12 protein-coding genes are annotated in these 11,687 nt (G+C 70.8%); 11 read left to right on the top strand and 1 reads right to left on the bottom strand.

Translation table 11 applies throughout. The features are described from left to right. Positions 1–103: 103 nt before the first annotated feature. Positions 104–484, bottom strand: coding sequence for a hypothetical protein (locus tag ACZ4Z1_RS38275; RefSeq protein WP_468491298.1), 381 nt, complete (start codon positions 482–484; stop codon positions 104–106). A 197-nt stretch (positions 485–681) separates the two neighbouring features. Here ACZ4Z1_RS38275 and ACZ4Z1_RS38270 point away from each other — a divergent pair, with 197 nt between their 5' ends. The 11 genes from ACZ4Z1_RS38270 to ACZ4Z1_RS38220 all read left to right on the top strand — a co-directional run bounded on the left by ACZ4Z1_RS38270 (position 682) and on the right by ACZ4Z1_RS38220 (position 11,507). Then, positions 682–1,479 (top strand): hypothetical protein, encoded by a 798-nt coding sequence (locus ACZ4Z1_RS38270; protein ID WP_468491297.1) that lies wholly within the window; start codon positions 682–684, stop codon positions 1,477–1,479. Between the two features lie 2 nt (positions 1,480–1,481). Continuing rightward, positions 1,482–1,913 carry a hypothetical protein gene (locus ACZ4Z1_RS38265; RefSeq protein ID WP_468491296.1) on the top strand — a complete coding sequence of 144 codons (432 nt, stop codon included), beginning with the start codon at positions 1,482–1,484 and terminating at the stop codon, positions 1,911–1,913. A gap of 133 nt (positions 1,914–2,046) precedes the next feature. Continuing rightward, positions 2,047–2,895 (top strand): hypothetical protein, encoded by an 849-nt coding sequence (locus ACZ4Z1_RS38260; protein WP_468491295.1) that lies wholly within the window; start codon positions 2,047–2,049, stop codon positions 2,893–2,895. A gap of 242 nt (positions 2,896–3,137) precedes the next feature. Then, entirely contained in the window at positions 3,138–3,443 is a 306-nt protein-coding gene (locus ACZ4Z1_RS38255; RefSeq protein ID WP_468491294.1) for a hypothetical protein, read from the top strand. Between the two features lie 191 nt (positions 3,444–3,634). After that, a complete protein-coding gene (locus ACZ4Z1_RS38250) occupies positions 3,635–5,239 on the top strand; it encodes a hypothetical protein (protein ID WP_468491293.1) in 1,605 nt (534 codons plus the stop codon). Then, on the top strand, positions 5,236–6,771 hold the full coding sequence (locus ACZ4Z1_RS38245; RefSeq protein WP_468491292.1) for a 3'-5' exonuclease: 1,536 nt from the start codon (positions 5,236–5,238) through the stop codon (positions 6,769–6,771). Before ACZ4Z1_RS38250 ends, ACZ4Z1_RS38245 begins: the two co-directional genes overlap by 4 nt. A gap of 35 nt (positions 6,772–6,806) precedes the next feature. Beyond that, positions 6,807–7,286, top strand: coding sequence for a hypothetical protein (locus tag ACZ4Z1_RS38240; RefSeq protein ID WP_468491291.1), 480 nt, complete (start codon positions 6,807–6,809; stop codon positions 7,284–7,286). Positions 7,287–7,922: 636 nt separating this feature from the next. Next, the gene (locus ACZ4Z1_RS38235; RefSeq protein ID WP_468491290.1) at positions 7,923–8,630 is read left to right on the top strand and encodes a hypothetical protein; all 708 of its coding nucleotides are present in this window, start codon (positions 7,923–7,925) and stop codon (positions 8,628–8,630) included. A gap of 304 nt (positions 8,631–8,934) precedes the next feature. Continuing rightward, positions 8,935–9,483, top strand: coding sequence for a hypothetical protein (locus ACZ4Z1_RS38230; RefSeq protein ID WP_468491289.1), 549 nt, complete (start codon positions 8,935–8,937; stop codon positions 9,481–9,483). A gap of 675 nt (positions 9,484–10,158) precedes the next feature. Continuing rightward, positions 10,159–10,587: a hypothetical protein gene (locus ACZ4Z1_RS38225; RefSeq protein ID WP_468491288.1), complete on the top strand. Its 429-nt coding sequence runs from the start codon at positions 10,159–10,161 to the stop codon at positions 10,585–10,587. Positions 10,588–10,964: 377 nt separating this feature from the next. After that, positions 10,965–11,507: a hypothetical protein gene (locus tag ACZ4Z1_RS38220; protein ID WP_468491287.1), complete on the top strand. Its 543-nt coding sequence runs from the start codon at positions 10,965–10,967 to the stop codon at positions 11,505–11,507. Positions 11,508–11,687: the final 180 nt, after the last annotated feature.

The following is an 11,687-nucleotide window of genomic DNA, read 5'->3' as shown; positions in this document are numbered from 1 at the left end:
CCACCCCTACCCCACCCCCCCCCCCCCCCCCCCCCCCCCCCCCTCTTTCCCCCCCCCCCCCCCCCCCCCCCCCCCCCCCCCGCGTCTTCCTATACGGACGGCTTCACTTGTGGATGATCACGCAGGCGCGGCCGCGGTACCCCTTCCACTCGCTGCACAGCCGCGTGCCGTTCGGGAACGTCCGGTTGAGCGTCCACGTGCGGTAGTCGTAGTCGCGCTCCTTGCCGCCCCGGTAGGACACCGACCAGTTGGTGTCCTGGTACGGCTGGAGCTGGCGGACACCGTGCCGGGTCTCCATCACCAGCCGCGCCTGGGCCTTGTAGCGGTGCGGAGAGCGGCTGGTGGTCACGCTCTTCACGTACAGGCCGCTTCCCCGCACCGTGATGTGATTCGCGCCGCGCTGCGCATGGCCGGTCGCCTGGACCGGCGAGTGCAGACCGGCCATGGCCAGCAGGGCAAGGGCCAATGTGATGATCTTTCGCATACCTGCTCAACGCCGCTGACACCTGGCCGGAACGGGTACCGCCGGGCCATCACCCGGCAGGGTCAACTCGCAAGCAGTGATGACATGTTGCCACCTCGGCTACTCCTGGCACCCACTGCGGACGGCCAGCCGCGAAAACCAGCCAACCACTGTCTATCCAATAGACATGTCTATTAAATGGGCAGCATGATGGCGGAGTGAGTACAGCACGAGAAAGAGCCCTGGCCGCCCTACGCGACTGGTCCACCCCCGGTCGGCGAGCAGCTCTGGTCGCTGCGGCCTGGAACGCCGGCGCCACCAACGTGGTGGAGCTGGCCGAGGCCGCCCGCGTCGGCAATCGCCAGACCATCTACGACGACCTCAAGTCCCGGGGCATCAACATCCGCAACCGTCCCAAGGAGAAGACCATGACCACGCCCGTATCCGTCGAAGGACTCACCGGCATCCACGACCTGGACGACACCAGCAGCCCCGTCGCCAGGGCCGTCCTCCGCGCCCATGGCAACCTCGCCTCGCCCGAGGCCAGGGCCGAGGCCGCCCGGCTCTTCAACTTGAGCCTGGCGCTGGAGCAGTACAACAAGCTGCGCGCCTGCCTCGCTGCCGAGGAAAGCGCCCGCGCCGAGCGCGACCGCGCCCTGCACTTGATCGAACTGCGCTGGGAAGCCCTCGCCGACCCGACCGCCAAGGGCAGCTGGCTGCACGGACACCAGGCGTACGTCCGCGCCGTACACGAGGCCCGCGACGCCATCGACGCCTGGGAGACCACGCTCGTCGCCCTGTCGGAGGCCCCCTCCCTCCGGCGCGGCCCGGGCGACAACCGGCCGGTGGACGCCTACGAGCAGTACATCCTGACCGCGGGTCACCCCCCGGTGTCCGTGCCCGACGACATCAGCGGCGCCCGGGCCGAGGCCGCCCGGATGCGCGAGGAGCTGGAAGCCACGCACTCCCGCCGGCAGGCCCAGGCCGCCGAAACCCTCGCCCACACGGGAGCCTGACCGTGAGCCGCTTCGACCGCTTCCTCATTGACGACGGCCGGCACCTGCTCAACGTCGTCATTGACGAGGACGCATCCGCGGCCGCCGGCACCGCCCGCTACCGGGCGCGCTGCTCCTGCGGCCGGATGCCCGCCCACGCGCCCGGCACCGGCCAGCAGGCGCTGGCCGTCCACCTCGCCCACGTCCGCAGCCGCCTGGGCCCCTCGCGCGGCCCGGCCTGGCTGCCCGTCGGCGTCCGCCTCGCGCTGCTGCTGATCGGCTGCGCCGTGCTGTTCGCGGCCAGCATCGCCGGCGCCTTCGCCCTCGACGCGGGCCTGCACCTGGGCTCGCCGGCCTCCCAGCTCGTACGCGTCGCCGGCGTCCTCCTCGGCTACCTCCTCGCCGGAGCGCTGATGGTCGCCGTCCGCCGCTACATCGCCCCCACCCGCGCCTGACCCTCCGACGACCCAGCAGGTACCAGACCCGAGCCCCACCAGCCAGAGCACCGACCGACAGGACCGCTGACGACGGCCACGCGTAGCAGGCGCGAAAGGCCGAAGCCGACCAAGGACCAGGGGAGACGACAGCATGAGCATCACGATCGAGAACACTTACGGCACCGCGCACAACGTGAGCCCGGACAATCCGACGCATGTCACGAGCTGCGAGCGCTACCGCCTGCCGCTCGTCGGCACCATCGCCCCCGGGAACCCGGGCTACGAGGACATGGTCGAAATCCTCAAGGCGAACGGCCACCACACCCGCCCCGAGGGGTACGGGCTGATCTTCCTGGAATCCGAGGAGTTCAGCGCGACGTACTTCGGGTCGATCGAGCAGATCGAGCAGTACAAGCGCGAAAACGTCGACGGCACAGCCACCTTCGACGCCTCGCAGGGCGTCATGTACGCACAGTGGCCCCAAGGCAAGGGCTGGGACGACTTCCTCCCCCGCATCTTCTGGAACATGAAGGCGCGGGGTGCGATTGAGGACGGCGTCGGACTCGTCACCGCCTTCGCGCACCCGGTGACTCCCGGCGCCGAGGTGATCGTCTACGAGTTCGAGGGCCGGTGGCTGCCTGACCAGGACCCGACCCACATGGTCACGTACCACTGCACTGCCTGCCACCTCGACACGTTCCACGACGGCGGCCACGTACACGGGAACACAGGCCCGGCCGACCGCAGGTGGGCAGCCCGGCAGGCGCGGCAGCACATCGTCAGTGCCGCGAAGCATGGCGTGAACCGCGACGGCGAGTCGTCATGCCGGCCGGCCGACCCCGCAATGCTGCGCACAGTCAACGCCGTCGCCAAGGACAAGCTTGGGCTGTCGCACAACCCCCTGCCCGACACCGACGATGCGTACTGCGCCACCAAGGGCCCGTGCTCGATCATCCGAGAGCTGCGCGCCGGTGTCCGCCCGGCCGTATACCGCACCTGACATACCGCCCGAAGTCATGGGGGAAGGTCCCGCAGCCGTTGCAGTCGGCTGCGGGACCTTCCCCCATGACTGTATGGCGCGGCACAACGTCATGACACGGCACAACCAAGCTCCGGCCTTTCGCGTGCGCCGTGCCGGTGTGTCGCTTGCAGGTCGTGATCTAACTCCTGTACAGTTTTCTCGTTGGTCGGCAGTGGCAGCCGCCAACACCCGAAACACCAACCACACCACAGGAGTTCACAATGGCCATCACGCCGTACCTCGCCGACAACCTGGCCCCCCGCCCCAACGCCCGCAACCTGGCGAGCATGAAGCGCGCGTTCGCCCGCCTGGCCGCCACCGCCTGGACGCCCCTCGGCGGCTACCCGGGCAGTGACGTCCGCTGGCCCGTGCGCTGCGAACTGTGCGGGAAGACCGCGACGGTCTTCTACTCGCACATGCGGCGCGACCGTATCCGCCACAGCGGGTGCATCCCCGTCGCCCAGCGCCCCGCCGCCATCGCGGCCTGGGTCGCCCAGCAGGAGAACCAGATCGACACCACGGCCTGACCGTCCGGCGGGGGGGGGGGGGGGGGGGGGGGACCCCCCCCCCCCCCCCCCCCTCCCCCCCCCCTCCCCCACCCCCCCCCCCCCCCCAACCCCCCCCCCCCCCCCCCCCCCCCCTTTCCCCCCCTCCCCCCCCCCCCCCCCCCCCCCCCCCCCCCCCCCGCCCGCCTGTTCTTCCTGCTGAAAGGCACGCCATGCCCCGCGAACTCGTCACCGTCCGGCGCCTGCTGATCGATGACCGCGGCTACGCCCGCACCGAGATCACGTTCCCCGACATCGGGCGGCGCGGCAGCCAGCGCCGCGCCGCCGCCCAGCACCTGGCCGGACTGTTCTCCGTACAGGTGGAGCAGCCCGCCTCCGAGCTGGTCCACGACTGGGGAACGCGCATCCAAAAGGGCCGCCCGACCCTGCGCTACGAGACCCGCCGCCTGATCGTCTCCGGCCCCGACCGCGACGTCGCGCGGGCCTGCGTGGCCCTCCCTCGCTGCCTGGAGCGCGCCGAGCAGTTGACCACACTCGCCGTACGCCGCGCCGGGCGCTGGCTGCGCACCTCCGCCTACGCCGCCGACGCCCTGGAGTACGAGGACGCCGCGAGCCTCCGCGCCCGCCGCCGTGTCTTCCGCCGCGACGTCTACGAGGCCGTCATCCGCCACTTGCGCCAGATGCCGCTGTGGTGGGACACCTACGACGAAATCCCGCCCTGGAACCAGGACCACGCCTACGCCGCCCAGGCATCCCTGAACGGCACCGGCGCCTACCTCCACCTGCTCGAACTCATCCCGCGCGAGGAAGTCGAGCGGCTGCTCACCGACGCCCGGCGCACCGTCGACCCGTACCGCGTTCAGTGGGAAACCGAGCAGGCCGCCGCCCTCGACCGCGAAAAGCGCGCCGCCTCGGTCTGGGAAGACACCTCCCACGAGCGCGACATCCCGCGCGACGCGCACCTGGTGCCGGCCGCAGCCCCCGACCCCCGCCTGCTCGCCCAGCTCCAGGACGAGCCGGCCACCGCGGCCCAGACCCTGCCCGACCGGCCGCGACCGCAGACCCGTCAGCCCGAAATCACCACCGCCCGCACGCCGCGCCGTCCGTCGTACCGGTGGCGGCCGCGCCGAGCTCACGCCAACTCCCGCCGCCGTACGGCACGGTGGAACCATGCGCCCATCCGCCCCCGTCGCCGCCGCCTTATGCCTGCTCCTGACGACCTGCGGCTGCACGACCGTCACCCCAGCGCACCCACGTACGGCCCCGTCCGCTTCTTCCGCCACCCGCACCCCGGCCGCCGTACCCAGCCCCGACCCTCCGCACATCCGGATCGCCACCGCCCCACCGGCCAGCAGCCGCCCGCCCGCACCGGACCCGGCGACCCCCCGGCCCGCACGTGCCACCCATACACCGCGCCCCGAGCCGCGCACCGCCCCACCGCACGCCCGGAAGCACCGGCACGCTCGTCCTGCACCGCACCGCCGGCATCCGCCGACCACCGGTGCCCCACGCCACCGCGCAGCCAAGCATCCACACGCCCGGCCGCACACCAGCCGCCCCCGGCCCGGCGCACCACGGCGTCCCCGCTACGACATGCGCACCGTCTGCCGGATGGCACAGGGGGTCGTGTCCGCCTCCGTACTGGCCGCCTGCAAGAAGACCTACCACCGGTGAACACCACTACTCTGGCCCCACCTTCGTGGTCGGTCCGTCCCGGTACTGGGAGCAACGACATCAGCCCCTGTCCAGCCGCTCATCCGATGCGGAGAGGAGCACCACCACTCATGACCGACGCCACGACGGAGGTACAGCCATGACGGACACCACGACGATCGCCGAGGAGGCCGGGACCACCACGGTGGTCCCGGTGCAGGAACCGCCCCTGCCCGAGGCCCTGGGGGCCCGGCGGATCGCCTCGCTGCTCGCCGAGCACACCGGCGAGCCGGTCACCGCCGCCGACGTCGAAGAGCTCGTCGCCCGCGAGCACCTGGCCGAGGTCGACTCCTACAAGGGCTGGCCGATGTACTCCACGGCGGCCGCGCGCGTACTTGACATCGAGGTGGTGCGCGCGGTCGTCGGCGAGCGGCTGGCGTGGGAGGCGGCGAGCCTGCCCCGCGACGCCGCGGCGGAGCGGATCGGCTGGCACTGGAGCGACCTGGCCCGCATGGGCGAGGAGGGCCGCATCACCACCGGCCGCGGGGGCCGCTACCTGATCGCCGACCTGGACAAGATGGCCGAGGAAGCCGACGGCGAGCAGTACGTCACCGCCCAGACCGCCGCGACCGACGTCCTGGAGATCCGCGCCAGCGACTGGAAGTACGTCGAAGCCGCCGGCTGGATCACCCCGGCGCACACCTACGAGCAGGAGGTCGGCCGACGCCGCACGGTCACCGTCGCCCTCTACCGGCTCGGCGACGTCCGCGCCCTGCGGGAGATTCCCGGCGTCGACTGGGAAGCGGTCCGCGGCCTGCCCAAGGGCGCCGTCTCCCCGCTGCGCGAGTACGCCAAGCGCGCCCCGACCCGGGCCGCCGCCGTCCGCGGCTTCGCGCAGGCCCTGGCCGACCGGCACGGTGTGACGGTGTGGGCCTGGGCCTCGCCGTACTCCGGGGGCTGGGAGCTGGACTGGGAGCGCATCGACGGCGCCCCGTCGAAGGCGACGGTGCGCCAGGAGCTGGCCGACGACCCGGTGGCCGGCTCGTACGCCGCCGAGATCACCCTGTGCCCCACCTGGGGCAAGGTCACCCGCGAGGCGCGGGCACTGCTGGAGCCGGACACGGCGGTCATCCTCGACACCGAGACCACCGATCTGTACGGCCGCACTGTCGAGATCGCCGTCATCGACGCCGCCACCGGCAAGAAACTGATGGACACCCTCGTCAACCCCGGCGCCCCGATCAGCTCCGGCGCCCGCTGGGTGCACGGCATCACGGACGCCGACGTCGCCGACGCCCGGCCCTTCGAAAAGGTTCTCCCCCGCCTGCGGAAGGTCACCAAGGACCGGACGATCCTGGCCTACAACGCCGAGTTCGACCGCGCCGTCATCCTCGGGGACATCGAGCGGGCGAGCAAGAAGCCGCTGCACCTGGAGCCGGACGACACCTGGTACTGCCTGATGCAGGCGTACGCCGACTGGCTCGGCACCCACCGCTGGCTGCGGCTCGGCGGCAGCCACCGCGCCCTCGGCGACTGCCACGCCGCCCGCGACGTCCTGGTCACCCTCTCCAAAGGACGCGGCAGCACCTTCACACCCCGCCCGCCCGCACCCGGCGACCCCAACCCCGGACCGCCCGTCACAACAGCGCTCGCACTCGCCCCGAGCCTCGCCACCACATCCGACGACAACCGATAACGATCAACGCACCAACGACCAGCAGGGAGCACACCATGGGCCGCAACAAGCCCGGCAAGCCACGGCGGCAGAAGCCAGCGGACGCCCCACAGGAACACCGACACGACGGCTTCGAAATGCCCACCGACTTCACCGACCCCGGCGGCCGGCCAGTGGACCACAAGCTGCTCACCGACGTGGTAGGTGCAGCGTTCGACGGCTGCACCACCTGCCAGGACCCCCTACTGACCCTGCTGGTTGAGGACCCGGCCACCACGGCCCGCACCGTCGAGCTAGCGTGTGTGGCCACGCAGAGCATGTTGGGCGGCCTACCAGCCTCGATGACCGAGGACAGCGCTCCAGGCCAGTCCAGCCCGGAGTTCCGGCGCCTGGCCCGCGCGGGTCTGGACGGCGCTAATGACGCCCTCTTCGCGGAGTGCGCTGCCATGGTTCCGAGCCAGCGCCGCGCAGCCGTCAACACTGCCCTAGACACCCTCCTGGGCATCCTGGGCATCGAGGGCGCCAGGGGAGTCTGACAGGCCACTCGCCATCCGAACACCCGCCCTGCCCTCTGTGGTTCGCCGCAGGGGGCAGCGTCACGTCCAGGCCCAACCCGCCGCCCAGGCCGGGCGCAGCGGCGGCCGCCACGGCACCGGGCGCGCCGCCACCGGCCACCACCCGCCGTACGGGCCGAGGTTCAAGCCGCTCCCCGAGGAGGGAGGACGGGGTGCTGCGCACCCCGGACCGCCGCGCGCTGCGCGCACGGCCACGGCGCAGCGACCACCGCCCGGCTGCGCCGGACGGACACCGAAGCGATACGCGCGCCGCTCCGCAGCGTCGGCGCACGGGCCTACGGCCCGCAGCCTCCTGCGGAGGACCCCGGTCGCTCCGCGACCGAACGGCGCCGGGCGCTCCGCGCCCAGCAACGCCGCGCGCCGCCGACCGCGAAAAGGCGGTAGGCCAGTAGGCCAGCCCCAAAACACCCCTCTGACCAGCAGCGATACCACGTCCGGCACCCCCTGGCCTACTGGCCTACAGGCCGGTGAAAACACACCCCCTCAGAGAGCGCGTGTCGCACCCCACGCGTGCACTAGATGCGATACAGTTATCTCGTTGGTCGGCAGTGGCAGCCACCAACAACCCGACACACCAACGGACACAGGAGACACCCCATGGACATCACCAACAGCGCCCACCGCTCTCCCACCGGAGATGCCCTCCTGTCCGCTCACCGCCTGCTCACCTACATCACCCTGAGCGCCGCCCCCGGGCGGCACACGCTGACGCTCTCCGCCCCCGCCCCGGACGGCACGCCCAAGATCTGCGAGGGCGAGTTCAGCGTCTCTCCCACCGAGTCCGCCACCGTCAACGACATCGCCGAGGTGCGCTACCTGCTCGCCACCGCGCTGCGCGACGGTGCCACCGCCGGTCTCGTCCTGCGCAGTGAGCCTCTGAACGGGCCGTCCGCCGTCCGGGGATGGGTGCTCCGGGGCGGGTCCCTCCGGCCCCTCAGCGCGGGAGAGATCTTCAGCGCTTACACCATGGACTGCATGACGGGAGAGACGATCCCGCCGGAGCCCGGCGTGACGTATCAGGCCGGATTCCCTGTAAGCACTGCATCCCTGGCCGTCGGCCTGTCCGCCGACGGCCGCCCGACCGGCCTCCCGGTCCTCGCCGACGGCTACCGGATGCTGCTGCGCGAAGCGGGCAAGCCCGAAGTCCGGTGCCCCGTCTCGCAGGCCCACATGCTGGCGGACCTCTCCCTGCTCCTCCTCGGCGATGACACCTGCGCCTACACCCGAGGCCGGGTGATCCACCTGGAGACCGACACCGAGGGCCTGCCGTACGCGGAGATGATCTACGCGCCGGTCATCCCCTGACCCACCCGCACTGTGCCCCGTACGGCAGGCCGTACGGGGCACAGGCACGTCCGGCAGCAGCGTCACGCAACGCACACCGCGAAAAGCCTGTAGGCCAGTAGGCCACCTCTCAAAGAGGCCCCTGAACAGCGCAAACGTGACACCCGACCCCCTCTGGCCTACTGGCCTACAGGCCGGTGAAAACACACCCCCTTAGAGAGCGCGTGTCGCGCCCCATGCGTGCATTAGATTCGATACAGTTATTCCGTTGGTCGGCAGTGGCAGCCACCGACAACCCGACACACCAACGGACACAGGAGACACCATGCGAAACACGCACCCCCTTTCTCGCCCCATGATCACCATGCTGGTATCCGCACTCGCCGACCCGGAAGGACTCCACCGCCTCCGGGGCGCGACCGGCACCATGGTGGCGCTCATGACCCGGAACCTGGCCGCCGTCACCCCCGAACTGCCCCGCGAGCCACGACTGACCCCCAACGGCATCCAGCAGGCCCGCCTGCTCGCCGGACGCAGCACAGCAGCCCGCCCCGCCCCCTCCGACACCGTCAGCCCCAAGGCACTCGCACGAATGCTGCTCACCGACAGCGGCTACACCGTGCACGTCGTGCACTCCGGCACCCGCCACACCGTGACCGTCACCCACGACAAGGCCGTCACCGCCCTGACCTACCTGCTCACCACCGTGACCTCCACCGTCCCCCCACTGAGCACCCCCGCGACCGTCTACGACGCCGAGCTGGACGGCTCTGTCGTCATCCACTACGGCAACGGCAATTGCGCCGACTTCCGCCCCCTCGCGCCCCGCCCCCAGGCCCCGGCCACTGACGACCAGATCCACCCGGCGTCCTGATCCCCAGAACCGGCGCCCCCTGCGGCCGGCACCTCCACCACCACCTCACGATGCCCCTGCGGTCCGTCCGCAGGGGCATCGGCACGTCCAGGCGCAGCACGCCAACCCGGGGCGCGGTGGCGTGCTGTCCGGGCGCAGCGGCGGCCGCCACGGCACCGGGCGCGCCGCCACCGGCCACCACCCGCCGTACGGGCCGAGGTTCAAGCCGCTCCCCGAGGAGGGAGGACGGGGTGCTGCGCACCCCGGACCGCCGCGCGCTGCGCGCACGGCCACGGCGCAGCGACCACCGCCCGGCTGCGCCGGACGGACACCGAAGCGATACGCGCGCCGCTCCGCAGCGTCGGCGCACGGGCCTACGGCCCGCAGCCTCCTGCGGAGGACCCCGGTCGCTCCGCGACCGAACGGCGCCGGGCGCTCCGCGCCCAGCAACGCCGCGCGCCGCCGACCGCGAAAAGGCGGTAGGCCAGTAGGCCAGCCCCAAAACACCCCTCTGACCAGCAGCGATACCACGTCCGGCACCCCCTGGCCTACTGGCCTACAGGCCGGTGAAAACACACCCCCTCAGAGAGCGCGTGTCGCACCCCACGCGTGCACTAGATGCGATACAGTTATCTCGTTGGTCGGCAGTGGCAGCCACCAACAACCCGACACACCAACGGACACAGGAGACACCCCATGTTCGACACGAACGACACCCAGTTCGCCGTCGCCATCAACCCCGACGGCACCTTCGAAGTAGTCGAATGGCTCCCACTCTCCCGCGCCAAGGTCCGTGACCTGTGGACACGTACCGGATGCCCCCGCCCCGGCGTCACCCTGACTGACAAGCTGACGCTCTGGGCAGGCGTGACGGAATGCTGCACCAGCCAGCGCTGCAACACCCTGGCAACCTCCCTCGCCGCCCTCTACCAGCCGACCCGCACCGAGTTCCACGGCGGAGTACTGCTGACCGGGGGCGGGGAACACCCCCTTCAGGGACTGACCGCCGATCAAGTAGACGCCCTCATTGGCCGGTTGATTGAACTCGCCGCCATCGACCTGCCGCCCGCCCCCGACACCCCGCGCAACGTCACCTTCCCCTCCCCGCGTCCGGCCACCGACTGACCACCCCGCCCCCGGGCCAGCACCCGGGGGCACCCCGTAATCCCGGAAAGAGACCCATGCAATTCACGTACATCGGCGAATGGTGCACAGAGTCTCCCGTATTCACTTCCGCTTTCGCGGTAGTGGCGGAAGGAGAAACGGCCGGTCACGCCCGAATCACGGCAGCAGCAGCCGTAATGCAGCAGTATCCCGAAACCGAAGTTACCGACCCGCGAGACTTCTGGACTGACGACAAAGGCGCCTACCTCATCACCGCATTCGTGGGTGACGTCACGTCTCTGCTCGTAGCCGACCACCCCGTAATCCGCGCCTAGAAAGCCGCTGAAGGGGCGGGGGAGTGGCACCCCCGCCCCACCCGAGACACCCCGGAGGACCCCATGGACGCCCGAGAGACCGTGATTCGCATGTACCGGCACGCCAGCGTGACCGTCCGCACCGAGGGGCGCGGCGCCCGTCTGGAGACCCGGCACACCAAAGCCGTCATCAGCGCCATGGAGGCGGAGCGCGACCGCGAGGCAGACGCCCTCGCGGAAAGCGGCTGCACCCCCGCAGCCGTCACCGCAACGCGTCGCCACAAGTGGAAGCCCCGCACCGCCAAACTCGATCTGAAGCCCGCCAAGAACACACCCCCGAAGCCCTCCAACACCCCGTACGCCCCCGGATCATGGGTCACCTGGCACCACCCGGACACGCAGCAGAAAATGGCCGGCATCGTCTCCCTAGGCGAGGCACCCGGCATTGACGGCGTCGGCAGGAGCCCCAAAGATCGCTCCGTCATCCCGAACGACGGCAGCGAAACACTCATCATGCGCCCTCGCCCCGGCACCCAAGTAAAGGACGGAGAATGGGTCGTAATCTACGATTACGGCGTTTCGGTGAGGATTCAACCCCATTCCATTCAGCTCGAATTCTCCGAATAGCGGAAAACAGAAAAATCCCCCGCTCCCCCGGGGGATTTTTTTAATCCGCGAAGCGGATTAAAAACGGCTTGACGCGACCAACGGGCGGAGCCTTAAAGGATGCGCGAAGTGCCCGAATTCCGCTTTAGCGGAATTCCCGCATAGGCATTCTGCGCGACGCGCAGAATAGAAGCCTAGCGG

This window comes from Streptomyces sp. NPDC030165 (assembly GCF_055573595.1).
The sequence above is the reverse complement of the archived record's forward strand: the minus strand, read 5'-3'. Positions and strand labels throughout refer to the sequence as shown.